Here is a 25,629-nt window from a genome sequence, read left to right as displayed (position 1 = left end):
TTGGCCATTATTGTACTACCGCGCGATCCACTAATGCCCACTTAAGGCTGTTGCTGGCGGATGATACGAAGTATTTCGCCACCGCTCTCGTCCAGCAAATAGAGAACCTCTTGCTTCCACTGCATGCGATGAGTGCCCGGCAGAACGCTGAGAAGCTTTTGTTCCTGGTTCATCAGAGCAGGTACACACATCATCCGTGTCGTGCCGATCTGCTCGCCGATGATCAATTCTCCATCTGCCACGTCGTATTCGCCAAACAGGCGGTTGCAACTGGCATTACCGGAGAGCTTACCCTGTCCATCAAAGAACAGCTGCGCTGGACTGTAATCTATGACGCCATCGCCGGTAATGGATTCGACGCGCCATTGACCTTCGAGCATCGGCGCACTGGAGCTCTTTTCAGACTCCAGTGGACTACAGGCAACCGCCAAAAGCGAACAAAAAACAACCAGACCTTTCACGATTTGTGACATTGCATTCTCCAAGCACCCATTGATTAGCTCTCTCTAGACAACAAATCAATGGGTCAATTCCTATTGATGATCTTAGACAGTTTTGGCAAAAAATACAGTCCAAAAAAAACGCCGGACACAAAGTCCGGCGTTTTTGACTGCAAGCAGCGCCAAAGCACTAACGACCCATACCCGGTGGCAGACCCCCGCCACCGGGCAGCATCCCGCCCATGCCGCGCATCATCTTGGCCATGCCGCCGCCTTTCATTTTTTTCATCATTTTCTCCATCTGTTTGTGCTGCTTCAACAGACGGTTGAGATCCTGAATTTGGGTGCCTGAACCCTGCGTGATTCGACGCTTACGTGAACTGGTCAAATTGTCCGGATTCTGCCGCTCCCAAGGCGTCATGGAGTTAATGAGCGCCTCCATTACCTTGAACTGCTTGCCCATATCGGCCTGCTGAACCATCTGCCCCATGTTGCCCATGCCCGGCAACTTGTCCATCAGGCCGGTGAGCCCTCCCATATCCTGCATTTGCTGCAATTGATCGCGAAGATCTTCAAGGTCAAAGCGCTTTCCTTTTGAGACCTTCTTTACCAGCTTTTCTGCCTTGGCCTTGTCAATTTTTCGCTCGGCCTCTTCGATCAGGGACATAATATCGCCCATGCCGAGAATGCGCGAAGCGATCCTGTCCGGGTGGAAAGGTTCTAGCGCATCGACTTTCTCACCCATCCCCAGAAACTTGATGGGTTTGCCAGTCACCTGGCGCACCGAGAGGGCCGCCCCGCCCCGGGCATCACCATCGGCCTTGGTGAGAATTACGCCGGTCAGCGGCAGGGCCTCATTGAACGCCTGGGCCGTGTTCACGGCATCCTGACCAATCATGGCATCGATAACAAAAAGGGTTTCGACGGGATCGGCAACCCGATGCAGCTCGCGGATTTCTTCCATCAGAGCCTCATCCACGTGCAGGCGGCCGGCGGTATCGATCAAAAGCACATCGAAAAACTGTCGTTTTGCGTGATCTATGGCGGCATTGGCAATCGCCGTAGGCTTGTCATCAGCGCTCGAAGGAAAACATTCAACCCCAATTTCCCCGGCCAGTGTCTGCAACTGGGCAATAGCCGCCGGCCGGTAGACGTCGGCACTGACAACCAGAACCTTCTTTTTCTCGCGCTCTGTCAAAAATTTGGCAAGCTTGGCCACGGAGGTGGTTTTACCCGCCCCCTGCAGACCCGCCATCAGAATGACCGCCGGAGGCCTTGCCGCCAGATTAAGGCTCTCATTGGCCTCGCCCATGACCGCCACCAGCTCAGACTCGACGATTCTGAGAAACTGCTGGCCGGGATTGAGGGCCTTGCCTACTTGAGTACCCAAAGCCCGGGAACGCACACGCCCGACGAAGTCTTTTACCACCGGCAGGGCCACATCCGCCTCAAGCAGCGCCTTGCGCACCTCGCGCAGGGTTGCCTGGATATTATCGTCGGTAAGCCGAGCCTTACCCGTGATTTTCTTGAAGGTACCGGCTAAGCGGTCCTGAAGATTGTCAAACATAGCTCAATTCGATCCTGATGCAACTGGTCACTATTTGGCCAGACTAAAATGAACGGCAATTATGGCGGCATTATAACGCCTGATCGCGGGTCGCGTCTCGGCCGGCTTGCGGGAACAACTGATTCTCATTTCCAGGCTTCTATTACACCGCCGCATGTGCCAAACTCTGGCCTGCCTTGATTTCTGTTTTTAAAGGACCCTCACTCTCCGATGTCAGCGCACTTTGCCAACTATGCGGCCATCGGCCTCTACGTTCTGGCCGCCAGCTACTTGATTGTCTCGGTGGCCAGGCTTAGATCACCCAGCCGCCCCGCGCTTTTCGCACTGACAGCGACTGCCTTGCTGTGCCATGCCGTTGGCTGTTACCGCCTGATTATTACACCGGACGGCCTCGCCCTGCAGCTGTTCGCGATGCTCTCGCTGGTGTTTTTTACAGTGAACACCATTGTCCTTGCCAGCGCTGCGCGCAAACCCGTGCACAACCTGTTTCTATTGCTGTTTCCGATGACCGTGCTCGCGGTTAGCGCGTCCTTGCTGTTTAAAGGCGCCAGTACTGTCTACCCGCTCACCCTGGGGCTGGCCAGCCATGTGTTGCTGTCGGTGATAGCCTACAGTGTGCTGACCATCGCTACCTTACAGGCGTTGTTTCTCGCCTTCGCCAATTATCGGCTCAAGCACAAGCGCACACTGACGCCTCTTAAGTTGCTGCCGCCGCTGCAGACCATGGAATCGCTACTGTTTGAGATGCTCTGGGCCGGACAGGTGCTGCTCAGCGCCTCTATAGTCTCAGGCATTATTTTTCTGGAAGACATCTTCGCCCAGCATGTCGTTCACAAAACCGTATTTACTCTGCTTGCCTGGCTGATCTACAGCGTCTTATTGTGGGGCAGGCACAGCCTCGGCTGGCGCGGCTACACCGCCATTCGCTGGACCCTGGTGGGCTTTGCCATGCTCATGCTGGCCTATTTTGGCAGTAAGCTGGTGCTTGAATTCATCCTCAATGGCGGCTAGAGATCTTCAGGGGTTAGCCGGATGTATTGCGCATCCGGGCAAACTGCTTCAAGATACCCAGCCGGCTAGCAATACAGGCAAATTCTCCCCTTGAACGACGTATCTCTGGAACTTCTGTTCAGCGTACTTTTTGGGCTTTTGGTGTTATCGGGCTTCTTCTCAAGTTCTGAGACCGCCATGATGGCGATCAACCGCTACCGCCTGAAACATCTCAGTAAAAAAGGTGATCGCGGTGCCATGCGTGTGGAGCAGCTGCTCAGACGCCCGGACAGGCTGATTGGCCTGATTCTTATTGGCAACAACCTGGCAAACAATTTCGCCGCCGCGATTACCACACTTATTGCTATTCGCCTTCTGGGCGACTCGGGCGTCGCCATCGGTGGCTTTGTCCTCACCCTCTTTATGCTGGTGTTTGCCGAGGTGACCCCCAAGACCGTCGCCACCCTCTACCCGGAACGGATTTCGTTTTTCTCAAGCCTGATCCTCAAGCCGTTGTCATACCTGCTGTACCCGGCCGTGTTACTGGTGAACGGCATAGCCAGCGGTGTTGTTCGCCTGTTTGGTATCGACAAAGCCCACTCGCACATTGAGCACTTGGACCCGGAAGAGCTGCGCACCGTCGTTGACGAAGCCGGCGAGCTGATCCCCGACCAACACCAGGGCATGCTGCTTAACATTCTGGACTTGGAAAAGTCCAACGTTGAAGACATCATGATCCCGCGCAATGAAGTGGAAGGCCTGGACCTGGAAGACGATGTCTGCGATCTGCTCGAGAAGATCCGCACCTCCGAATACACACGCTTGCCCGTGTACACGGGCGATCTCAACAACGTGGTCGGTGTTCTGCATTTGCGCAATGTGGCCCGCTTTCTCAACGGCAGCGATACCGAGGTCACGGCGGACAAAATTCTGACCTTTGCCGACGACCCCTATTTTGTCCCCGAATCCACCCCTCTGCACACGCAGCTGATGAATTTCCAAACGCAAAAGTCCCGCATTGCTCTGGTCGTCAATGAATATGGCGAAGTTCAGGGGATTGTGACCATGGAAGATTTGCTGGAGGAAATTGTCGGCAACTTCACCACCAACATTGCTGAAGACAGCGAGCAGGATATTATCGAGGACAGTGACGATTGGTATCGAATCCACGGCGGCACTTTTATTCGCGACATCAACCGCGCTCTTGATTGGTCACTGCCCACCGATGGACCAAAAACCCTCAACGGTTTGGCCATGGAATACCTGGAACGCATCCCCGACGGCAATATCAGTTTTGCCCTGGATCAGTACCTTTTTGAAACGGTAGAAATTACCGACAAGATGGTTGCTTGGTTCAGAGTTAAAATGGACGAGCACATTCAGTAGCGCAAGGTTTAGCGCTTGCGGAGCAGGTACAACAACCAGCCCGTAAAGGCCGCCACCGCCACGGTTCCCAGCAAGAGCACAAGAGCCGCAAACGCATAGCTACCCACCTCCCGCCAGCTGACACCCCAACCGTACACAGCCAGCCCGATAAAGCACAGGCAAGAGAGAAAACAGGTTGCGGCAAGACGGCGGTAGCGGCCGAGACTGCGAAACAGAGAAAAACGTCTGATCACGCCGATCAGTCTCCACCGCTCTGGGCATCAGCCGCTTTGAGCGCGCGCGCGCCCTCTTCGTCCTCAGCATTCACCAGGTTCTGATAACCGGCTTTCTGCAGCGCTTCCAGTGCCATCTGCGCCCGGCGCCCACTGCGGCAATAGAGCACCAGGGGCGTATCCTTGTCAATGTTGAGTGCCTGGACGCCAGCAACAACCTCGCCATGAGGAATGTTTATCGCCCCCTCCAGGTGACCGGCCGCAAACTCTTCGGCCGAACGTACATCCAGCCAAACTCGGTTCCCATTATCTGCCAGTGACAAGGCACTAAACATCAGCAGTACTACAGCTGTTATCCGCTTCAAAAACATCGCGTTACCCCGTTTGCATGAAATGTATTCACTGGCCTATGCCTCGCGGCGCCAGGCAGTCCCCTGAGCGGAGTCTTCCAGCACAATACCCGCCTCGGTCAGTTGGGCCCGAATTTCGTCGGCGCGAGCAAAATCCCGAGCTTTCTTTGCCGCAATGCGCTCGTCTATTAAGGCTTCCACCATCTGCGCAGGCATATCTGACTCTGAGCCGGCTTGCAGAAATTGCTCGGGCGACGCCTCCAGCAATCCCAACACCTTGCCCATCGCTTTCAGCGCGGCAGCGGCGGCAGCGGCCGCCTGCGGATCACTTTCACTATTGAGGGCGCGGGCCTGATCAAACATTGCGGCAAGCGCCACACGAGTATTGAAATCGTCACTCATCGCCTCGACAAAGCGCTGATAAAACTCGCTGCCGGTCAAATCATCGGGCGAGGCGGCGCTAACGTCTTCATAGCCACGCAGAGCGCTGTAAAAACGGTCCAAGCCTGAGCGTGCCTCAATTAAGTTGTCTTCCGAATAATTGATCGGACTTCGGTAGTGGCTCGCAATCAGCAGATAACGTACTACCTCCGGGTGGTACTTCGCGAGAACGTCGCGAATAGTAAAGAAGTTACCCAAGGACTTGGACATCTTCTCGCCGTCCAGGCGTACGGCACCGGCGTGCATCCAGTAGTTGGCGTATTGGCAGCCGTTGGCGGCCTCGCTCTGGGCAATTTCATTTTCATGGTGGGGAAACGGCAAGTCCGGACCACCGCCATGAATATCGAAATGCCGCCCGAGACAGGTTTTACTCATGGCGGAGCACTCGATGTGCCAGCCAGGACGGCCCCGTCCCCATGGGGAGTCCCAACCCACCTCGGCCTCATCAGCGTGTTTCCACAGTGCGAAATCCCGCGGGTCTTCCTTCGCGCTATCCACCTCTACCCGGGCGCCGGCCAATAATTGCTCGGGGTCTTTGTTGGTCAATTTGCCGTAATCGGCAAAGCTGGAGACTCGGTAATAGACATCGCCATTGGACGCCGAATACGCGTGGCCCTTATCGACCAGTTGACCGATCATTGCCAGAATATCGTCGATATGAGCGGTTGCACGAGGCTCGATCGAGGGCGCCAGCACGCCCAGCGCCCGCTCGTCCTCGTGCATAAAGTCAATAAAGCGGGCCGTCAGATCCGTGTAGGCCTCGCCGTTCTCAGCAGCGCGGTTGAGAATTTTGTCGTCTATGTCGGTTATGTTGCGGACATAGTTGACCTCCCACCCCTGCGAGCGCAAAAAGCGCGTAATCACGTCAAACGCCACCAACACCCGCGCGTGTCCAATATGGCAATAATCGTAAACAGTCACGCCACACACGTAGAGGCCGATTTTACCCGGCTCTTTCGGTATAAAGACTTCTTTCTGGCGGCTGAGGGTGCTGTAAATTCTTAGAGACATAGTCCTGCTGCTTTGATGAATAATGACTTCACAAACTCAACGGTTCGTTCAGTCCGCAATTTTTGCCCAGCTATCACGCAGACCAATCGTGCGATTGAACACGGGCTTACCCGACTTGCTGTATTTTTCGTCCAGACAGAAATACCCTTCTCTCTCGAACTGATACGCAAACTCTGCAGCCGCATTCGCAAGCGATGGTTCGGCCATGCAGCCGGTGAGCACTTCAAGGCTGTCCGGATTAATGGACTCCAGAAAATCCTTGCCACCACTGCCTGGGGACTCCTCGGTAAAAAGCCGATCGTAAAGGCGCACGTCGCAGGCAAGATGATCATGGGCACTGACCCAGTGAATCACACCTTTTGGTTTTATGCCGTCCTCGGGATCCTGACCGATGGTATTGTCAATGACGCGGGCTTTGACCTCAATGATTTGGCCACCGTCATCCTTTATGCATTCATCCGCTTCAATTACGTAGGCATTTCGAAGGCGCACACGCTTGCCAATAACAAGACGCTTGTATTTTTTATTGGCCTCTTCACGAAAATCTTCTCTATCGATATAGAGCGAAGGACCAAAGGACAGACGACGCTCACCCAGATCATCACGGTTAGGATGGCCTGGCGCAACAAACTCCTCGCGCCTGTCTTCGGGGTAGTTGGTCAAGGTCACTTTTAGCGGGCGCAGCACACACATTGCACGCGGTGCATTCTTATCAAGGTCATCCCGCACACAGTACTCAAGCATGCCAACATCTACGACGCTGTCGGCGCGGGTTACGCCAATCCTCTCGCAAAAATTACGCAGTGAAGCAGGCGTAAAGCCCCGCCGACGCATGCCGGATATGGTCGGCATACGCGGGTCGTCCCAACCGTCCACATGGCCATCATCAACCAGCTGACGAAGCTTGCGCTTGCTCGTGACGGTATAGTTCAGGTTAAGTCGGGCAAACTCGTACTGTTTGGGAGTGGCCGGCACCGACAAGTTGGCAATAAACCACTCATACAGGGGCCGATGGTCTTCAAACTCCAGTGTGCAAATAGAATGTGTCACGCCCTCAATAGCATCGCTTTGCCCATGAGCAAAATCGTAGGAGGGGTACACACACCACTTATCTCCTGTGTGGTGATGCCTGACTTTTTTAATGCGATAAATAACCGGATCGCGCATATTGATGTTGGGGGAGGCCATATCAATTTTTGCGCGCAGAGAGCAGCGCCCTTCATCGAACTCACCCGCCCGCATTTTTTCAAACAAGGTTAGGTTTTCCTCGACGCTGCGATCGCGTGTTGGGCTGTTGCGGCCAGGCTCGGTCAAGGTGCCGCGGTATTCGCGGGCTTGCTCCGGCGTCAGATCGCATACGTAGGCTTTGCCCACCCGAATCAGCTCCAACGCCCAGCTGTAGAGAGTGTCAAAATAGTCCGAGGTAAAACGAATATCTCCTTGCCACTGAAAGCCCAGCCAGCTGACGTCGCGCTTAATAGACTCGACGTACTCATCGCTCTCTTTTTCGGGGTTGGTATCGTCAAATCGCAGATTGCACTGTCCGCCAAAATCTTTCGCCAGGCCAAAATTCAGGCAAATGGACTTGGCGTGGCCGATGTGCAAATAACCGTTAGGCTCGGGTGGAAAGCGCGTCACAATGGACGTTACTTTTCCCTCATCCAAGTCGCGCTTGATGATGTTTTGAATAAAGTGCGCCGGCTTTTGCTTTGCCGCGCTTTCGCTTGAAGGTGTGTCGCTCATACCGCTCACAATCCAGATTAAACCCAACGCCAAGAGGCGCAAAGGCGGGTATTGTATAGCCTAAGCCCCTGATTTCCTACTGTGTTACCCCTGTACCAGCACCGGGTGTTAGGGTTGAGCGATAGTCGCTACGGCGTTTCAGTTGATACTGCTGGACCGCTGCATTGTGTTCTTCGAGTGAGGAAGAAAACACATGGGTCCCGTCGCCCTTGGCCACAAAATAGAGCTCAGTGCCCGGCTCGGGGTGCATACTGGCATAGAGCGCCCCTTCGCCGGGCAAGGCGATGGGTGTCGGCGGCAAACCCCGGCGGGTGTAGGTGTTGTAAGGGGTGTCGCGGCGCAAATCGTCGTAACCGATCCTACCTTGGTACTGAGTGCCCATACCGTAAATGACGGTAGGGTCGGTTTGCAGCCGCATATTCTGTTGTAACCGGCGGACAAAAACGCCCGCGATTTTCTGGCGCTCCCAACTGGCTCCCGTCTCGCGTTCGACAATCGAGGCCATAATCAGCGCTTCGTAGGGCGATTCGTAAGGTAAACCATCCCCCCGCCCCTGCCACAAAGCATCCAGCCGGGTGCGCATTTTGCGGTAAGCCCGATGCAAGATCTCAATATCCGTCGTGCCCCCCGAATAGTGATAGGTATCGGGGAAAAACCAGCCTTCGGGGTGCTCAATTGGCAGATCAAGCATCGCCAGCTGGGCCTCCAGTGGCTCGCCCTTGAGCCGCGCCTCCACTCTTGGTGCAGCACTTAAAGCTTCTAGCGCCTGCGCAAAGGTCCAGCCCTCAATAAGGGTCACACTGTAGTCGACAACGTCACCGGTGTTGAGGATGGCCACCAGTCGGGCTGGCGTAGTACCAGCCTCAAAGCGATAATCGCCGGCACGAACCTGACCCTGGCCGGTCAGGCGCGCATAGAGCACGAGTACCTGAGGGTGCTTCAATACCTGATCGCGGGCCATGGTGTGAGCCACCTGCCCCAAAGATCCGCCGCGCTGCAGTTGATACTCCAGACCATCCTGCCCCAACTCCAGAGGCTCATTGAGCCACTTTTTAAAGTACTGAAAAGCGCCGAAGGCGGAGACCACGGCTGCCAACAGGGTCAGCAGGCAGACACGGCGGATAAAACCCATTGCTACTTGTCCCACTGGTGTTTGCTACCTCTTTTGCTCATCCAATCATCGAGCGCCCGGTGTAACCGAAGGCCCTGTTCCGCGCTATCAAAAAGCACCAGCTCACGTCCGTCACTGTCGAGGACGCAATCGACGGGGCGTATAGCTCGCACGCTGTTGCACACCATCAGCTCACGAGCGCTGGCGATATGCTCTAGTGAAAGAGCGCGCTCAGCGACTTCCACGCCGAGAGCGGGCGCCAGCTCTTCTATCACGAGTTGACGCATGACCCCGCGCACCCCCGCCTCACCGAGCTCAGGGGTACACCAGACGCCATCGATCAGAGCAAAGAGGTTGTGAGAAGTTGCCTCGATCACCCGCCCGGTGTCGTCAAGCATCAATCCCTCGGCGATCGCCGAATCACTCCACTCAGCACGCGCCAGTATATTTTCAAGCCGATTGAGGTGCTTGAGACCGGCGAGGGAAGCATTGCGCGACAGCCGCTGACGGCACACCCGAACGCTGCAGGGACTGGAGTCCATGGGAATCTCTCCAGGGGTAAAAAGCACAACCCAATTGGGCCTTACCGCCTCTGGCAAGCCATAGCCTCGCCCCCCTTCCCCTCTCGTCAAAGTCAGCTTAAGCACACCGGAAGCGGCGCCCAAGTCGTCAAAGACAACTTTAAGATAGAGCTGTAACAGGTTGATATCGAAGGGGATTGATAGCTTTTCAGCGCTTTGAGATAAACGTTTGAGATGTTGCTGCCACAAAGGAATGCTGCCGCGATCAACACGGCAGGTTTCAAACAGGCCATCGCCGTAGGCGAAGCCGCGATCCAGCGGCGAAATACCGCCTCCGCGCTCGCCATTGATCCAGGTAAGGGGGGCTTTGAAATCGGACATCAGGAGCCGCCTTCAAAGGCAATTGGGTTAAAGTATCACAGCTTGGAAAAGATCAGCGATCCGTTAGTACCGCCAAAACCGAAGGAGTTACTCAGTACCGCCTTGATAGCGCGCTGCTGAGCGGTATGGGGCACCAGGTTGATGTCGCAACCTTCATCGGGGTTATCGAGGTTGATGGTCGGCGGGGCCACCTGGTCTCGAATGGCCAAAACACTGAAAATCGCCTCGACCGCACCGGCAGCGCCCAACAGATGGCCAATCATTGACTTGGTGGAACTCACCGCCACTTGATCCACTGCGGATTTCATCACGGCTTTGACCGCATGACACTCGGCTTTATCCCCGGCAGGGGTTGATGTGCCGTGGGCGTTAATGTAATTGATGTCTTCCAGAGCGATGGCCGCATCATTGATGGCATTTTGCATGGATAGAGCCGCACCAGCGCCATCGGCGGGCGGCGAGGTCATATGGTAGGCGTCACCACTCATGCCAAAGCCGACCAGCTCGGCGTAAATCTTGGCTCCACGAGCCTTGGCGTGCTCGTACTCCTCAAGCACCATAACCCCGGCCCCATCGCCCAAGACAAAACCATCACGGTCTTTGTCCCAAGGACGGCTGGCGGCGGTGGGATTGTCGTTGCGGGTGGACAGGGCACGGGCGGCGGCGAAGCCACCCAACCCCACTGGGGTTGTCGCCATTTCTGCGCCACCGGCCAACATCACATCTGTTTCGCCGTACATGATCGAGCGCGCCGCCAGACCAATGCAATGGGTGCCGGTCGTGCAAGCGGTTGTGACCGCCAGGTTCGGGCCGCGTAAACCATAGTGAATCGAGAGATTACCGGCAATCATGTTGATGATTGCACCTGGAACAAAGAAAGGAGACATACGTCTCGGCCCCTTGTGCTCGACCACAAGAGTACCGTCTTCAATCGTACCAATACCACCAATACCTGAACCGATAGACACACCGATTCGAGTGGCGTTTTCTTCGGTGACCTCCAGACCAGAGTCGCGCATTGCCTGAATGCCGGCCACCATTCCAAACTGTATGAAGGGATCCATTTTGCGCGCATCTTTGGCGGCAAAATAACCGTCGACGGAGAAGTCTTTTACCGAGGCGGAAAACTGCGTACTAAAAGCCGACACATCGAAAGTAGCAATAGGCGCCACACCGCTTTTGCCCTGCAGTATTCCATCCCAGGTTTCAGCAACCGTATTCCCCAGCGGGCTTACCATACCGAGCCCGGTAACAACCACTCTCTTGCGCGACACTTAAATCAATCTCCCTGAACAGGAACACCCAGAACGACGCTCTCGCAACCGGGTCCGTCCTGCCCAACAACGTTCAAAAAGAAAAAGCCGTACTATTTTGCAATAATACGGCTTTCGCAAAACCTGGTATCAACGAAATCGCAGATCAGGCCAGATTGGCATTGATGTAATCGATGGCCAACTGAACAGTGGTGATTTTCTCGGCTTCTTCATCCGGAATTTCGGTTTCAAACTCTTCTTCAAGAGCCATCACCAACTCTACAGTATCCAGAGAGTCCGCGCCCAAATCTTCAACGAAAGAAGCCTCGGCTTTCACTTCATCTTCTTTAACGCCCAGTTGCTCAGCAACGATTTTTTTTACGCGTTCTTCAATGCTGCTCATGATCTAATTCAACTCCTAGTAGGTAGTATCGACGAAACCGTCACCATTCTGAACCACTGTGGCGGTTCCAGATTATCTACGGCGAAATCGACGCGCATTTTACATCTATTTTCACCGTGTTGTAACGCATAGGGCAAAAAAACTTTCCCCTGCGCAGCTTTTTTCATAAAAAACAAACAGTTAGCCTAGAAATTAGCACATGTACATGCCGCCGTTCACCTGAATCGTCTCGCCCGACACATAGCCGCCGGCACCAGACGCCAAAAAGGCCACCACCGCCGCGATTTCCTCAGGCTTGCCCAGTCTGCCAAGGGGGATCCTCTTAAGCAAATCCGCCTTTTGATCATCGGGTAGGATCTTGGTCATATCCGTATCGATAAAACCAGGCGCCACTGTATTTACGGTAATACCGCGCGAGCCGACTTCGGCGGCTAGCGAGCGGGCAAAGCCGGCCGCACCGGCTTTAGTGGCCGCATAATTTGCTTGCCCAGCGTTGCCCATAGAGCCCACCACCGAGCCCACATTGACAATACGACCCCAGCGCGCCTTCATCATCCCACGCAAAACGGCCTTACTCAGACGATAGATAGAGCTGAGGTTGGTATTGACGACATTGAACCACTCTTCTTCGGACATTCGCATCAGCAGATTGTCCTGAGTGATGCCGGCGTTGTTTACCAAAATAACCGGTACCCCATACTGCTCCTGCACCTGCTGCAGAAGATTATCAATGGACTCCGGACTGGTCACATCGAGCACCATTCCCGCCCCTTGATAACCTGCCGCACTCAGACGCTCGCCAATTGCCGCCGCCCCTGATTCGCTGGTGGCGGTACCAATAACCACGGCTCCGGCCTGGGCCAATTGCTCAGCAATGGCCGCTCCAATACCGCGGCTGGCGCCTGTAACCAGCGCCACTTTGTTTTCTAAGCTCATAAATACGTCTCTTATTGTCCGTTAATTTCAGCCAGGGCCGCATCAAAATCGGCTGGAGTTTCTATGGAAGTCGCACTCAGATTGCGATCAATACGCTTTGCCAAACCGCTGAGCACCTTACCTGGGCCGCACTCTACCAATTGGGTAGCGCCTTTGGCGGTCATGGCGTTCACGCAATCCACCCAAAGCACGGGCGCGTAGATCTGCTCGATCATCAGCGCCTTGATGCGCGCCGGATCAGACTCGACCTGGGCATGGACATTGTGAATCACCGGCGTTTGCGGCGCCAAAAACTCGGTTGCATTGACTAACTCAGCCAGCCTGTCGGCGGCCGGGCGCATCAGTGAGGTGTGAAAAGGTGCACTCACCGGCAGAGGCAATGCACGCTTGGCCCCAGCGCTTTTACAGGCCTCCATCGCCCGCTCAACGGCTGCCGAATGACCGGCAATCACCACCTGCCCAGGCGAATTAAAGTTGACCGGCGCCACCACCTCTCCGGCCTGCGACTTCTCACAGGCGGCGCTAACCGCTTCATCCTCAAGACCGATAATCGCCGCCATGGCACCCACGCCAGCCGGCACCGCCTCTTGCATGAACTTGCCACGCTGGCGCACAAGTGCCACGGCATCGGCAAAAGCAACGACACCGGAGCATACGAGCGCAGACCACTCCCCGAGACTGTGCCCCGCCATCAGAGCCGGGCGGGCGCCGGCACGCTCCTGCCACACGCGCCAACAGGCGACACTGGCCGTTAAAAGCAGTGGCTGGGTGCACTCTGTCAAGTTGATTTGCTCTTGCGACCCCGATTGGGAGCGCTCCCACAAATCGTAACCGAGAACCTCGGAGGCCTCGTCAAAACTCTGTTGAACAATCGGAAAGGCGGCGGCCAAGTCGGCCAACATACCGATTTTTTGCGACCCCTGACCGGGAAAAACAAAAGCCAGATGTGAGGTGGTCATAATGTAAAGCTCTTATTAATGATGTTGTTTGGTGAAACGACCGTGAGGGCACACGCCAAAGGTTAGCCAGACGTTAGCGCCCGGGTGATTCTCGTCGGAACACCCAACCTCGCCTGTTCACAGGCGAGGCTGAGCGCATTGACAGTGGCCGCGATACCGGCGCCGCCATGACTCTTGATCACGGTGCCGGCAAGGCCCGCAAGCACCGCGCCATTATAGGCGTCGGGGTTCAGTTCTGCTCGCCAACGCCTGAGAATCGGCCACATCAGCAGCCCTCCGAGCCGACCCCAACCAGAAGAAAAGCTCTTCTCAATACGCCTGGAAATAAGCCGGGCAACACCCTCGCTGGTTTTTAAGGCGATATTGCCACTGAAACCGTCGCAGACAATCACCTCAACCACGCCGGTGTAGATGGAGTCAGCCTCCACATAACCGCAGAAATTCAGCTCATTGCACGCGCCCATCAACTCGGCCGCATCGCGAATGATCTTGGTGCCCTTGCCCGCCTCGCTGCCGATATTAAGCAGCCCAACACGCGGCGACCTTACGCCAGCCGACTCGGCCAGAATATGCCCCATGCGCGCAAATTGCAGTAGCTGAGCACTGCTGCAGTGTAAGTTCGCCCCCAGATCCAGCATCAATGTGTGTCCAGACTCAACGGGCATGGCTTTGCAAAACGCCGGTACCTCCACGCCTTCGATACCGCCAACTACCCGCCGGCTAATCAGCAGCAAAGCGCCACTGTTACCCGCACTGACACAGGCGTTGGCATCGCCTGAGGCCAACGCCTCTAGCGACCGCCACATAGAGGAGCCTGCCCCCTGGCGCAGGGCCTGGCGAGGATCGGCATCCATAGGAACAACGGTTTCGGAGGGGTGCACTGTGACATTGGCCGGCAACGGCCCTTGTGCTGTGCCCCGGATAAGGTCCGGATCGCCATAAAGCTGGATCTGGACGTCAGGGGCATCCTGCGCATAGATCAGCGCTGCGGGAATAGTAATGCGGGGACCGAAGTCCCCGCTCATAGCATCGAGTGCCAGTCGTATTGCTTCAGACAATGTTAAATCGTCTTATTGCCGAACACGATTACTCGTCTGATGCTTTATCGATCACCTTGCGGCCACGGTAGAAACCGTCGGCGCTAACGTGGTGACGCAGATGCTTTTCACCACTAGTAGGATCGACAGACAGTGCCTGCCCGGTCAGAGCGTCGTGTGAGCGACGCATGCCGCGCTTGGAACGTGTCTTTCTATTTTGTTGAACGGCCATGATTAACTCCTATATAACAATAAACTGAAGCCGGGGCGCCTCTGGTAGATGACTCTACTTTTTCGGCGTTCCTTTGAGTTGCTCCAGAACTTGAAACGGGTTTGGCTTGGACTCTTGCGCCCTAGCCGCCTCCGGTGCCTCGCTGACGAACTTTTCTTCGGCAACACACGCGTAATCGTGGTAGGCCACCGCCGGCAGGCTCAGTAACAGCTCTTCCTCTACAATCTCGTAGAGATCAGCCTGCCCCTCACCGACAATCCAGGGGTCCAGATCCCGGGACAAGGCCCGAGCCTGATCCTCACCCCACATTATACCGAGACGGATGTGGCAGCTCAGAGGCAAATCCACCGGCTCGAGGCAGCGCTGGCAAATCACACTCACCACCCCCTCAACCGATCCTTCGAGCACTCTTTTGCCTTGCTCATCAACTCGGAAAGACAAGAGCGCCGAAAACTCCGCACCCTCGCCTGCCACCGCATCGCGCAATCGCGGCAGCGCCTCAAGAGCCACAATACCAGCCAGCTCGACACCCTGCTGGGCGTATTTGCGCGGATCTCCGCGGCGCGGCAAAGGCTTGCTTGAGGGTGCTTGAGACATAAGCGCGCAATAATAGGGATACAAACCCCCGGTGTCAAAGAAAATTGACCACCAACACCAAGTTTTTCAAGGGTTTGCGGGCAAAAAGCGGGGCGCCTGCCTCCGCCAAGGCCGATAAACGGGCATATCCCGGAGAAATTTCATAGAATGGCCGCCAATAAGCGGCACCCGGTGCGGACACTCAAAGAGCATTTGACCTTATGAGAGAAATTCTCCTCGCCTCAAGCTCCCCCTACCGCCGAGCGCTCCTGAGCAGGCTCGGCGTTGACTTTCAATGGACGGCCCCGAACCTGGATGAAACCCCTCTACCAGCCGAAGCCCCCAAGGATCGAGCGCTTCGGTTGGCCGAGGCCAAGGCGGCGGCTTTAGCCGCCGCACACCCCGATCACCTGATCATCGGTTCAGACCAGGTGGCCAGCCTCAATGGTGTTATGCTCGACAAACCCGGCTCCCACGAGCGGGCGCGAGCCCAGCTCAAGGCCTGCAGTGGTCAAAGTCTGGATGTTTACACCGGTCTTTGTGTGTACGACAGCGCCACCGGGCGCCGCTGGAGCGCCGTCGAAAGTTATGCCGCGCGGTTTCGCCGCCTAAACGACACCCAAATCGAGTATTATCTTCAGCGCGACAAGCCCTACGACTGCGCCGGGAGCTTTAAGTGCGAGTCGCTGGGCATTGCGCTGTTTGAGCAGCTGGCCGGCGATGACCCCAACACCCTTATCGGCCTTCCGTTGATCGCCCTCACCCGACTGCTGTACGACGCGGGGATCGACCTGCTCGCGCCCCCGAACACCCGTAATAACACTTAGTTCAAGCAGCGCCCACAGGCCGCCAACCGAGAATTTCAGAAAAGCAGCTCATGCACAGAGCGGGTTCATAGGCGATCAGCCGCTCCGGCGCGTGTGCGCCATAGCTAACCGCAATTCTCGCCATGGGCGCACGCCTGGCCATATCCATGTCGTACTCTGTGTCACCCACCATGACCGCCTGCTCTGCAGGCATAGCCAGCTCATCGAGCAGCTGGTGCAGCATCAACGGGTCCGGCTTGGAAGCCGTCTCATCGGCGCACCGGCTCGCGTGGAAAAAGCCCTGTAGGTCGAGCGCCTCAAAAACACGATCTAAACCATTGCGACTTTTGCCCGTTGCAACGGCAAGCAAATGCCCCTCGCTTCTGAGCCGGTCGAGCGAATCCAATACACGGGGATAGAACTCAGCAGGGCTAGCCTGATCGAGCGTCAAGTAATGGTGGCGGTAGCGATCGCGGATCGCCAGCATATCCTGACTTGCGATACCTGGGTAGAGCGTCTCCAGCGCCTCAGGCAAGCCGAGGCCTATAATATTGCGCACCGACTCGGTGCCGGGACGCTGCCAGCCGATATCTTCAGCGGCCCGCTGCATGGCCGTCACAATAGTGCCGGTAGAGTCGCTTAGGGTGCCGTCCCAATCAAAAATGTACAACAAATCTCAACCCTCCTCCTGCGCTAGAGACTCAACCACAGCCTGTAAGTCCGCCGACAAAGGCGCCTCAACCGTTACCCACCCGCCCTCGCCGGGGAGCCGAAAACCCAGAGCGCTGGCATGCAAGAAAAGACGCTTGGCGCCGCGCGAGCGCATAGACGCATTCACGGCATCATCACCGTACTTCTCATCCCCCAGCAACGGGCAACCTTTATACTGCGCATGAACCCGAATCTGGTGGGTTCTGCCGGTCATGGGGCGCGCCTCAACCAGCGTAAACTCGCGAAACTCCCGCAACACATTAAAGCGAGTCAGACTGCGCTTCCCCTCCGGATGCACCTTAACAATACGCTCGCGCCCATCCGATTGCTCAAGTTTGAGCAGTGGCGCTTTCACCTCTAAGGCTCGAGCCGGCCAGCGACCCACCACCAACGCTTGATACACCTTGGTGATCGTATCGGAGCCTGCGGACTTTTCCCTGAGCGCTTGCTGCAGATGGCGCAGATAGCTGCGCTTCTTGGCAATCATGATGCAGCCTGACGTGTCGCGATCCAGGCGATGCACGAGCTCCAAGTAACGCGCCTGAGGGCGCAACTGGCGCAGCGCCTCAATCAGCCCCAAGCTCACGCCACTACCGCCATGAACCGCGAGACCGGGCGGCTTATTGACTACCAGCATGCCGTCGTCTTCGTAAAGCACCGCACCCTCAAGCTGGCGCCCCAAGCCCTGACTGAGCTGTTTGGGCGGCGCCTTGGTCGCCACCTTAAGGGGGGGCAAGCGCACCACATCCCCTGCGCACAGCCGATAGTCGGCACGAATTCTTCCTTTATTAACCCTCACTTCCCCTTTGCGCAACAGCTTGTACACATGGGTGCGCGGCACCCCCTTCAGGCGTGCCACCAGGTAATTATCGATGCGTTGACCGGCCTGATCGGCGTCAACCGGCCAATATTGCACGGCGGCAAAGCGCTCATCCAACTTGGCAGAGGGGGGTAATTGACTGCTCATAGCGACATTTTATCAGCAAAGCATCCGCCTCAGGTAGCTTCGGCACGAAAATTGAATTTGCGGGGGCTTGCCATTGCTGTTATATTCGGAGCAGCTGCGACAGGCAGGTTTCCGGACATAGCGTTTAAGGCGTGTCGCGAGGAAATACCGCTGCCAGCTCAGGCCCTCCCCCACAAATTAGGTTTGCGGGGGGCCGGCAAAGTGATGAACAGGTGCGACGCGCGCCCGGCTCCCGGTTGGATTACCCGGCAGCGCGAACACCCAAACCATTGCGCAGCAAGCGCAATGCGACTGATCCGCTAAATGTGTTTTGTAAAGATACCAAGCCCAACACTGGCAGAGCTTTTACGATGAGAGGGCCAGAGGCTCCGAGATAAACTCATACGAGAGACGGCCGCCGAGGCCAACTGCACAGGCAGGCAAAGAGTCGAGACCGGCACAACACCGGTCACATTGGTAACAAACGGGTTCAGATAGACAATATTGACATTTCGGTTCTCACTCCCCATTCCGAGCGGGCCGACGACGAAGTTCAATACAATCCGGCAACCACTGACGTGAGCATAACGCAGCACGGCAGAAAGCAAAGGTTGCACAAGACACTATTAGCGTTGATGAGTCGCCTTGGGCAGGCTGCGCCCAACAGGAAAGACTAGGAAACGCATGAAAAGAATGCTGATAAATGCAACTCAGCCCGAAGAGTTGCGAGTAGCGCTGGTTGACGGCCAGTGGCTGTACGATCTGGACATTGAAAACCGCAATCGCGAACAGAAAAAGGCCAACATTTATAAAGGCCGCATCACCCGAGTAGAACCCAGCCTTGAAGCGGCTTTTGTCGACTATGGCGCAGAGCGTCACGGCTTTCTTCCCCTCAAAGAAATTTCCCGCGAGTATTTCAGTAAGTCGTCCGGCGACAGCGATGGTCGCGTAAAAATCAAAGAGGTCGTCAAGGAAGGCACTGAAGTCATAGTGCAAGTGGATAAAGAAGAGCGCGGCAATAAGGGCGCAGCTCTGACCACTTTTATCAGCCTGGCAGGACGCTATCTGGTGCTTATGCCCAACAATCCTCGCGCCGGTGGCATTTCCCGCCGTATTGAGGGCGAAGACCGCGCCGAGCTGCGCGATGCGCTGAGCAAAATCACTATCCCCAACGGCATGGGCATTATTATCCGTACCGCCGGCGTCGGTCGCAGCGCCGAGGAACTGCAGTGGGATTTAAACTACCTGCTGCAACTCTGGGAGTCCATCGACCAGGGCGCCAAAAGCTGTAAGGCACCTACTTTCCTGTTCCAGGAAAGCAACGTCATCATTCGCGCCATCCGCGACTACCTGCGCCAGGATATCGGCGAAGTGATTGTCGACAACAAAGAATCTTTTGAGTTGGCCTCAGGCTTTATTCGCCAAGTCATGCCTAACTTCGGTAGTAAGGTCAAGCTGTACCAAGACGACATTCCGCTTTTTAACCGCTATCAGATCGAGAGTCAGATCGAGACAGCCTTTCAGCGCGAAGTAAAATTGCCCTCGGGCGGTTCCATCGTTATCGATGTGACCGAAGCATTGGTGTCAATTGACATTAACTCTTCACGCGCCACCAAAGGCGGCGACATCGAAGAGACAGCGCTGCAAACCAACCTTGAAGCCGCTGACGAAATCGCTCGCCAACTTCGCCTGCGCGACATGGGCGGTCTGGTCGTGATCGACTTCATCGATATGCAGGCAACCCGCAATCAGCGCGAAGTGGAAAACCGCATTCGCGATGCACTGGCCATGGATCGCGCCCGCGTTCAGATCGGTCGCATCTCCCGCTTCGGCCTTCTGGAAATGTCACGCCAGCGCTTGCGCCCATCACTCGGCGAAGTGCACTCAAAAGTGTGCCCGCGCTGTAACGGTCAGGGCACCATTCGCGGCACCCGTTCGCTGGCATTGTCCATTTTGCGCCTCGTTGAAGAAGAAGCGCAAAAAGAACGTAGTGCCGAGATTCGCGCAATTGCGCCCACCTCTGTGGCGACCTATCTGCTCAACGAAAAGCGCAAAACCATTTTCAATATTGAGCAGCGCAATAACACTCGCGTTGTGGTAGTGCCCAATGCCGAAATGATGACGCCGCACTTTGAGGTGCAGCGCCTGCGCGATGATGACGAAGGCACACTGGAAACCAGTTACAAAATTGTGGCCTCAGACGACCACAGTGAGCAGGAGCAGGTCACGGACGAAGCGCCGATCAATATCCCGCGCCCACTGGTACAGCCGACGGCCCCCACTGAGCAGGCGCCGGCACCGGTTGAAAAGCCCACCCCGGGCGTCATCGCTCGGCTAATCAGCTGGCTCCAGGGTCTGTTTGAGTCGGAAGAAGAAACACCGAAAGACAAGCGCAACAAGCCTAAACCCAATCAGCGCAACCGTCGCGGCAAACCGCAAAATCGCGGCCGCAAAGGTGGCGGCTCAAGCGATGAGCGTGACAGCAAGCCCGCCAAGGGCGGCAAGGACGCAAAAGGCCGCGGCAAGCCCAGAGACGCCCAGGACAAAGAAAACGATGAAAACCAGAACAACGCCGAACGCGGCGACAACCGCTCTGGTCGTGGGCGCCGAGGACGCAGTCGCGGACGCAATCGCAACCGTGACGAACAACGCCAGCAAAGCGACGCTCAGCAGGGTCAGGTAGCCGCTGAGGTAACACCAGCACCTGAGGATAGCCAACAGGCAGACAGTAACGAGCAGCGCCCACCCAAGCGTCCATCGGGTCGTCGTCGTGGAAATCAACGCCGCCGCCGTCGCAGCGATACCGCCGAAGAGCAAAACCTGAACGATCAGGTCAACCAGGCCATTGATGCTCAGCAAGACGCTGGGCAAGACCAGGAAAATGTCGGAGACTCGCAGCCCGATGTCCGCTCGAAGCGCGCCGCAAATAACAGCAACCAGGACCGGCCTGAAGGAGCAGAACGCGCCGACAAACGCCGCCCGAACCGCCGTGAAGACGAGGCAGGCTCGGATCGAGCCGACGAACCGTATAAGAACGCTGCGCCCGCCGCTGAAGCCTCTGGCGTAGCGGTCAATGACGCCGCCGAACAAAGCCTTGAGGAGAACCCCAAAGACTCTGTCGACGCTTCTGCTAAGGCCGTGAAAGCGGACACGACAGCGACTACCGAGGCAAGTCCATCGACTCAACCAGTTGAGGCTCCCCCCGAAGAGTTAGCGGTGGCAACTGACGCCCCGGCGCAAGCCGAAGTGGTGAGCGAGGAGGCGCCTGCCGTCAGTATCAATGACGACAAGACGCCACCCGCTCAGCCCAGCGAATCCGCAGAAGCGGAAGCGGCTCCGAAAACGCCCCTTGCCGAGCAGACTGAGGAGCAAAAAGAAGCCCAACAAGAGGCACAGGACACCCCCGCGGTAATCGAGCAAAGTGACGCCCAAGACAAGCCAGAGGCAGGGCTGACCATCGCCGATAAAAACGGCGACAGAAAACCCGTTGCGGCATATACTCGGGCCACCAACGACCCAAGAGTGTCGCCACGCCCCGTGCAACAGGTGCGCATTTTGACCGAAACGCGCAGCCGCCCGCTTCCTAGGGCGCTGGACACCAGTCAGCCGGCGCGAGTGGCCCACAACCCTCGCCCACTGGCACGACCGGTGAACGATCCCCGCGTAGCCAAGAGCTCAGCGAGTGAGCAGAGTCAGTAGACACTGGTAAGCGCTGTTCTGGCTACACTGAAAACCGGGCAACTGCCCGGTTTTTTTATAGTCAATGCAGCTAGTAAAAAATTCGACATCAATAAAACGGCCGCAAGCGTAGGAAAAGACAGAGTTTTTTTACTGGGGCGCTTGCTCCTGAGAAAAACCCATGTATAATCTGCCCCACTTCGGAAGGGTGGCAGAGTGGTTGAATGCACCGGTCTTGAAAACCGGCGTAGGTTAATAGCCTACCCAGGGTTCAAATCCCTGCCCTTCCGCCATACACTGCCTAAGGGCAGAAATTAAAGCGCCGAACCAGGCGCTTTTTTTTATACCCGATTTTTGCCCCTTGAGGAACTCCCGCAGAGCCCCAATCTCTAAGCAGTGCCGGGTATATTGCATTGCACCGGCAAGCTTGTATGATAGCTTCTGATCTAACTTGAATCGGAGATACACCATGGAACAAATACGCACTGTACATTCAGCTGTAGCGCAGTCCGCCGAAGTCAGTCGTGTTCTGCGCAATACCTATTTGTTGTTGGCCATTACACTGGCATTCAGTGCCGTAACTGCTGGCGCAGCCATGGCTCTGAACCTCGGTCAGGGCGCCGGCTTGGTAATGTCGCTGGTTGCCCTCGGCTTGATCTGGTTTGTGCTCCCAAAAACCGCCAATTCTGCCACCGGCCTTGTGGTCGTATTCGCCTTTACTGGCCTTATTGGCGCCAGCCTGGGTCCGATCTTGAATCACTACCTGTCTATGAACAATGGTTCGGGTATTGTCATGCAAGCACTGGGCGGTACCGCACTGACCTTCCTTGGCCTGTCGGGCTATGCGTTGGTGAGCCGCAAGGATTTCAGCTTCCTGCACGGCTTCGTGGCCATGGGCCTGATGGTAATGATCGGTTGTATGCTGCTTCTGTTGGGCGCCTCTTTGTTCGGCTTTCACCTGGAGGTATTGAGCTTGGCCTTTTCCGCAGGTGTGATCATTCTGATGTCTGCGCTGATCCTGTTCCAAACGAGTGCCATTATTCATGGCGGTGAGCGCAACTACCTACTGGCAACCACCAGCCTCTACCTCTCAATCATCAACATCTTTACCAGCCTGCTGCATCTTCTGGGCGCGGCCGAAGACTAAATCCCTCCAAAGCCCCGCAAGGGGCTTTTTTATCACCCATGAAATTTACCGTTGTCATCTTAGGCGCCCCCTATTCCAGTGCAGCCAGCTATTCGGCCTACCGCTTTTGCCGGGCGCTGCTGGAGCAGGGGCACCAATTAGCCCGTCTGTTTTTTTACGCAGATGGCGTTCATAACGGCTCCGCTCTGACATGCCCGCCACAAGATGAACTGGACTTGCAACAGGCCTGGCGACAACTGATAACAAAGCACCAACTCGACGCGGTCGTTTGCATCGCGGCCGCCTTGCGCCGGGGCGTTCTGGACGCGGCAGAGCGCGATCGCTACGCCAAGCCAGCCGACAACCTCGCCTGCGAGTTCAACCTGAGCGGTTTGGGGCAACTCATTGAAGCCTGCGCCACCTGCGATCGCACAGTGACCTTTGGCGCCTGAAATGTCTGCCATTGTCTGTATAAGCCGTCACTCGCCCTATGGCAGCTCCCTTGCCCGTGACGCATTGGATGCGGTTCTTGCGGCAGCGGCCTTTGAGCAGGACATCGCTCTTTTACTGATGGACGAGGGCGTATGGCAAGCGTACCGCCATCAACAAGCCTCGGCGATTGAGCAAAAGGAACTCGGGAAAAATCTCAGCGCGCTGGCGGTATTCGGGGTCGAAAAAGTGTATGTTCACGAGCGCTCGCTGACCAGGCGCGGTCTCGACCGTGACTCTCTGTCACTGAATAACGTACAATTGTTGAACGACGAGGCCACACGGGCACTTCTGGCCCAAGCGCGACAAGTGTTGAGTTTCTGATGAGCACCTTGCATACGGTCAACAAGTCACCGTTTAGTAACAACTCTTTAGAATCCTGCCTGCAGTTATGCAGTGAGCAGGACTGCATTTTATTGATTGAGGATGGTGCCTATGGCGCTGTCGCTCACTCCCCCTGCGCCGGCTCTTTGCAGCAGGCAAGCGCCCGAGGCATCGGCATCTACGTACTGCAAAGTGACGCTCAAGCACGTGGACTGCAAGACCTGCTGGACAATATTGAACCTACCGATTATCAAGGGTTTGTGCAGCTTAGCTGCCAGCATCAGTGTATTCAAAGCTGGTATTGAACGCCCCATGACGCTCCCATCTGTGGACAAAGACGGCTATCTGTTGAATCTCAATGACTGGTCGCCTGAAGTGGCCAAGTCACTGGCCCAAGCCGAAAATATCGAGCTGACCGAGGATCATTGGGAAATCATTACCCTGGTCAAAGCCTTTTATCAGGAATTTGATTTGTCACCGACCAGTCGCGCTTTGGTGCGCTACGTCAATCAGCATCTTGGACCGGAAAAGGGCCGTAGCATTTATCTGCAGACACTCTTCCCGCCGCAGCCGGCACTGATGGTCAGCAAGCTAGCAGGCCTGCCGCGTCCTGCTAACTGCTTCTGATGGCAGCGGGTTTGGCCCACTATCGCTCCGATTGTTTGAACTCGCGCGTCAGCTTGACAACGACGCCCGAAAGAAGCACAAGCGCAATCAAGTTGGGCACAGCCATCAAACCGTTCAGCACATCGGCAACAATCCACACCAGCTTGAGCTCGGCCGTAGCCCCAACGAATATCGCCAGGACCCAAAGTACGCGAAAAGGTGTGATGGCGCGAGCGCCGAAAAGATACTGGGCACAGCGCTCGCCGTAATAGCTCCAGCCCAGCAGAGTGGTAAACGCAAAGAGCGCGATTGCCACCGAAATCAAGATGTCACCGGCGGGCAAACTGTGAGCGAAAGCCGCCTGCGACATCAAAGCCCCCTCCTCTCCAGAGCTCCAGGCACCAGTAACTACAATGGCCAGGCCGGTAATCGAGCACACGATAATAGTGTCGATAAACGTGCCGAGCATTGCCACCATGCCCTGACGCACCGGACTGTCCGTCTGCGCGGCAGCGTGTGCTATAGGGGCGCTGCCAAGACCGGCCTCGTTGGAAAATACACCGCGGGCCACGCCAAACTGTATGGCCAGCGCTACCCCGGCGCCGGCAAACCCGCCGGCAGCCGCAGTGCCGTTAAACGCGCTGTCGATGATCAGCGAAAAGGCCGCCGGCAAAGCCCCCAGATTGATAAAAATCACCGTCAAACCACAGAGGACATAGGCAATTCCCATAAACGGCACGAGTTTGCCGGCCACCTCGGCAATACGCCTGACCCCGCCAATGAGCACCACAAACACCAGCGCCATAAGCACGACTGCGGTCAGGACCTTAGGTATTGATAGGCTGCCATTGAGCGCATCGGCCACCGAATGCGCCTGAACCGTATTGCCGATACCAAATCCCGCCAGACAACCGAATACAGCGAACGCACCTCCAAGCCAGGTCCACTTGGGGCCCAGGCCGTTCTTGATGTAATACATCGGGCCACCGAGATTATTGCCTTTACTGTCCGTTTCGCGGTAGTGAACAGCACACACGGCCTCGGCATACTTGGTCGCCATACCCACCAGCGCTGTGCACCACATCCAAAAAAGTGCCCCTGGTCCGCCCAGTCCTATGGCTGTCGCGACACCGACAATATTGCCGGTACCAATGGTGGCCGAAAGCGCGGTCATTAAGGCATTAAAGGAGGTGACATCACCGCGCCCCCTGCCCCGGCGCCCCTGCCACAACTGGCGAAAAGCAGCCGGTATCCTCAACAGCGGAAATCCTGTCAGCCGGGTCATCAAAAACACACCGACCAAGGGCAATAGCCAAAGCAAAAAATAAGGGCCCCAGATAAATCCACTCAAGGCACTAAAAACCGCTGATAAAGTTTCCATGACTTGCCACTCT

27 protein-coding genes and 1 tRNA gene are annotated in these 25,629 nt (G+C 56.2%); 10 read left to right on the top strand and 18 right to left on the bottom strand.

The genetic code is table 11. The annotated features are described in order from the left end of the window. Window positions 1-41: 41 nt before the first annotated feature. Complete coding sequence (locus QWI16_RS08985) at window positions 42-473, bottom strand: META domain-containing protein (protein ID WP_302712487.1); 432 nt, start codon at window positions 471-473, stop codon at window positions 42-44. 157 nt (window positions 474-630) lie between these two features. Beyond that, window positions 631-2,007 carry a signal recognition particle protein gene (gene ffh / locus QWI16_RS08980; RefSeq protein ID WP_302712485.1) on the bottom strand — a complete coding sequence of 459 codons (1,377 nt, stop codon included), beginning with the start codon at window positions 2,005-2,007 and terminating at the stop codon, window positions 631-633. Window positions 2,008-2,217: 210 nt separating this feature from the next. Between ffh and QWI16_RS08975 the strand changes: the two genes are divergently transcribed. Together QWI16_RS08975 and QWI16_RS08970 are read left to right on the top strand one after the other, a co-directional pair. Next, window positions 2,218-3,018, top strand: coding sequence for a cytochrome C assembly family protein (locus QWI16_RS08975; protein WP_302712483.1), 801 nt, complete (start codon window positions 2,218-2,220; stop codon window positions 3,016-3,018). A 90-nt stretch (window positions 3,019-3,108) separates the two neighbouring features. After that, the gene (locus QWI16_RS08970; RefSeq protein ID WP_302712481.1) at window positions 3,109-4,383 is read left to right on the top strand and encodes an HlyC/CorC family transporter; all 1,275 of its coding nucleotides are present in this window, start codon (window positions 3,109-3,111) and stop codon (window positions 4,381-4,383) included. 8 nt (window positions 4,384-4,391) lie between these two features. On the opposite strand, the gene QWI16_RS08965 is transcribed toward QWI16_RS08970, so the two are convergent. The 13 genes from QWI16_RS08965 to QWI16_RS08905 form a co-directional block, all read right to left on the bottom strand. After that, window positions 4,392-4,616 carry a hypothetical protein gene (locus QWI16_RS08965; RefSeq protein WP_302712480.1) on the bottom strand — a complete coding sequence of 75 codons (225 nt, stop codon included), beginning with the start codon at window positions 4,614-4,616 and terminating at the stop codon, window positions 4,392-4,394. 5 nt (window positions 4,617-4,621) lie between these two features. Further along, on the bottom strand, window positions 4,622-4,960 hold the full coding sequence (locus QWI16_RS08960; RefSeq protein ID WP_302712478.1) for a rhodanese-like domain-containing protein: 339 nt from the start codon (window positions 4,958-4,960) through the stop codon (window positions 4,622-4,624). A 42-nt stretch (window positions 4,961-5,002) separates the two neighbouring features. Beyond that, the gene (gene cysS / locus QWI16_RS08955) at window positions 5,003-6,397 is read right to left on the bottom strand and encodes a cysteine--tRNA ligase (protein ID WP_302712476.1); all 1,395 of its coding nucleotides are present in this window, start codon (window positions 6,395-6,397) and stop codon (window positions 5,003-5,005) included. A gap of 48 nt (window positions 6,398-6,445) precedes the next feature. Next, window positions 6,446-8,140, bottom strand: a complete 1,695-nt coding sequence (locus QWI16_RS08950; protein ID WP_302712474.1) for a glutamine--tRNA ligase/YqeY domain fusion protein — start codon at window positions 8,138-8,140, stop codon at window positions 6,446-6,448. Window positions 8,141-8,216: 76 nt separating this feature from the next. After that, on the bottom strand, window positions 8,217-9,287 hold the full coding sequence (gene mltG / locus QWI16_RS08945; protein ID WP_302712472.1) for an endolytic transglycosylase MltG: 1,071 nt from the start codon (window positions 9,285-9,287) through the stop codon (window positions 8,217-8,219). Continuing rightward, window positions 9,275-10,153, bottom strand: a complete 879-nt coding sequence (gene pabC, locus QWI16_RS08940; RefSeq protein ID WP_302712470.1) for an aminodeoxychorismate lyase — start codon at window positions 10,151-10,153, stop codon at window positions 9,275-9,277. The genes mltG and pabC overlap by 13 nt, the downstream gene beginning before the upstream one ends. Before the next feature lie 35 nt (window positions 10,154-10,188). Next, complete coding sequence (gene fabF, locus QWI16_RS08935) at window positions 10,189-11,427, bottom strand: beta-ketoacyl-ACP synthase II (RefSeq protein ID WP_302712468.1); 1,239 nt, start codon at window positions 11,425-11,427, stop codon at window positions 10,189-10,191. 145 nt (window positions 11,428-11,572) lie between these two features. Next, a complete protein-coding gene (gene acpP / locus QWI16_RS08930; protein ID WP_020209685.1) occupies window positions 11,573-11,809 on the bottom strand; it encodes an acyl carrier protein in 237 nt (78 codons plus the stop codon). Between the two features lie 192 nt (window positions 11,810-12,001). Next, window positions 12,002-12,745: a 3-oxoacyl-ACP reductase FabG gene (fabG, locus tag QWI16_RS08925; protein WP_302712466.1), complete on the bottom strand. Its 744-nt coding sequence runs from the start codon at window positions 12,743-12,745 to the stop codon at window positions 12,002-12,004. 11 nt (window positions 12,746-12,756) lie between these two features. Further along, the gene (gene fabD / locus QWI16_RS08920) at window positions 12,757-13,704 is read right to left on the bottom strand and encodes an ACP S-malonyltransferase (protein ID WP_302712465.1); all 948 of its coding nucleotides are present in this window, start codon (window positions 13,702-13,704) and stop codon (window positions 12,757-12,759) included. 62 nt (window positions 13,705-13,766) lie between these two features. Then, on the bottom strand, window positions 13,767-14,762 hold the full coding sequence (gene plsX / locus QWI16_RS08915) for a phosphate acyltransferase PlsX (protein ID WP_302712464.1): 996 nt from the start codon (window positions 14,760-14,762) through the stop codon (window positions 13,767-13,769). Window positions 14,763-14,790: 28 nt separating this feature from the next. Continuing rightward, window positions 14,791-14,973 carry a 50S ribosomal protein L32 gene (gene rpmF, locus QWI16_RS08910; RefSeq protein WP_302712463.1) on the bottom strand — a complete coding sequence of 61 codons (183 nt, stop codon included), beginning with the start codon at window positions 14,971-14,973 and terminating at the stop codon, window positions 14,791-14,793. A 54-nt stretch (window positions 14,974-15,027) separates the two neighbouring features. Next, window positions 15,028-15,570 (bottom strand): YceD family protein, encoded by a 543-nt coding sequence (locus tag QWI16_RS08905; RefSeq protein ID WP_302712462.1) that lies wholly within the window; start codon window positions 15,568-15,570, stop codon window positions 15,028-15,030. Between the two features lie 200 nt (window positions 15,571-15,770). On the opposite strand from QWI16_RS08905, the gene QWI16_RS08900 reads away from it, so the two are divergent. Next, window positions 15,771-16,376 (top strand): Maf family protein, encoded by a 606-nt coding sequence (locus QWI16_RS08900; protein WP_302712461.1) that lies wholly within the window; start codon window positions 15,771-15,773, stop codon window positions 16,374-16,376. Window position 16,377: 1 nt separating this feature from the next. Here the strand turns inward: QWI16_RS08900 and QWI16_RS08895 are convergent, their stop codons facing one another. Together QWI16_RS08895 and QWI16_RS08890 are read right to left on the bottom strand one after the other, a co-directional pair. Beyond that, on the bottom strand, window positions 16,378-17,028 hold the full coding sequence (locus tag QWI16_RS08895; RefSeq protein ID WP_302712459.1) for an HAD-IA family hydrolase: 651 nt from the start codon (window positions 17,026-17,028) through the stop codon (window positions 16,378-16,380). Window positions 17,029-17,031: 3 nt separating this feature from the next. After that, window positions 17,032-18,033 carry an RluA family pseudouridine synthase gene (locus tag QWI16_RS08890; RefSeq protein WP_302712457.1) on the bottom strand — a complete coding sequence of 334 codons (1,002 nt, stop codon included), beginning with the start codon at window positions 18,031-18,033 and terminating at the stop codon, window positions 17,032-17,034. 663 nt (window positions 18,034-18,696) lie between these two features. Between QWI16_RS08890 and rne the strand changes: the two genes are divergently transcribed. The 7 genes from rne to QWI16_RS08855 all read left to right on the top strand — a co-directional run bounded on the left by rne (window position 18,697) and on the right by QWI16_RS08855 (window position 24,256). Continuing rightward, a complete protein-coding gene (gene rne / locus QWI16_RS08885; protein ID WP_302712455.1) occupies window positions 18,697-21,711 on the top strand; it encodes a ribonuclease E in 3,015 nt (1,004 codons plus the stop codon). 181 nt (window positions 21,712-21,892) lie between these two features. Next, window positions 21,893-21,983, top strand: a tRNA-Ser gene (locus QWI16_RS08880). Window positions 21,984-22,159: 176 nt separating this feature from the next. After that, window positions 22,160-22,837, top strand: a complete 678-nt coding sequence (locus tag QWI16_RS08875; RefSeq protein ID WP_302712453.1) for a Bax inhibitor-1/YccA family protein — start codon at window positions 22,160-22,162, stop codon at window positions 22,835-22,837. A gap of 38 nt (window positions 22,838-22,875) precedes the next feature. Beyond that, window positions 22,876-23,268, top strand: a complete 393-nt coding sequence (gene tusD / locus QWI16_RS08870) for a sulfurtransferase complex subunit TusD (protein ID WP_302712451.1) — start codon at window positions 22,876-22,878, stop codon at window positions 23,266-23,268. Window position 23,269: 1 nt separating this feature from the next. Continuing rightward, entirely contained in the window at window positions 23,270-23,629 is a 360-nt protein-coding gene (tusC, locus tag QWI16_RS08865; protein WP_302712449.1) for a sulfurtransferase complex subunit TusC, read from the top strand. Beyond that, the gene (tusB, locus tag QWI16_RS08860) at window positions 23,629-23,934 is read left to right on the top strand and encodes a sulfurtransferase complex subunit TusB (protein ID WP_302712447.1); all 306 of its coding nucleotides are present in this window, start codon (window positions 23,629-23,631) and stop codon (window positions 23,932-23,934) included. The genes tusC and tusB overlap by 1 nt, the downstream gene beginning before the upstream one ends. Before the next feature lie 7 nt (window positions 23,935-23,941). Continuing rightward, window positions 23,942-24,256 (top strand): TusE/DsrC/DsvC family sulfur relay protein, encoded by a 315-nt coding sequence (locus tag QWI16_RS08855; protein ID WP_302712446.1) that lies wholly within the window; start codon window positions 23,942-23,944, stop codon window positions 24,254-24,256. Window positions 24,257-24,275: 19 nt separating this feature from the next. On the opposite strand, the gene QWI16_RS08850 is transcribed toward QWI16_RS08855, so the two are convergent. Next, window positions 24,276-25,616, bottom strand: coding sequence for an alanine/glycine:cation symporter family protein (locus QWI16_RS08850; protein WP_302712445.1), 1,341 nt, complete (start codon window positions 25,614-25,616; stop codon window positions 24,276-24,278). Window positions 25,617-25,629 lie beyond the last annotated feature (13 nt).

Source organism: Gilvimarinus algae (genome assembly GCF_030518215.1).
Classification (GTDB): Bacteria; Pseudomonadota; Gammaproteobacteria; order Pseudomonadales; family Cellvibrionaceae; genus Gilvimarinus; species Gilvimarinus algae.
This window is presented reverse-complemented; position numbering and strand designations above follow the sequence as displayed.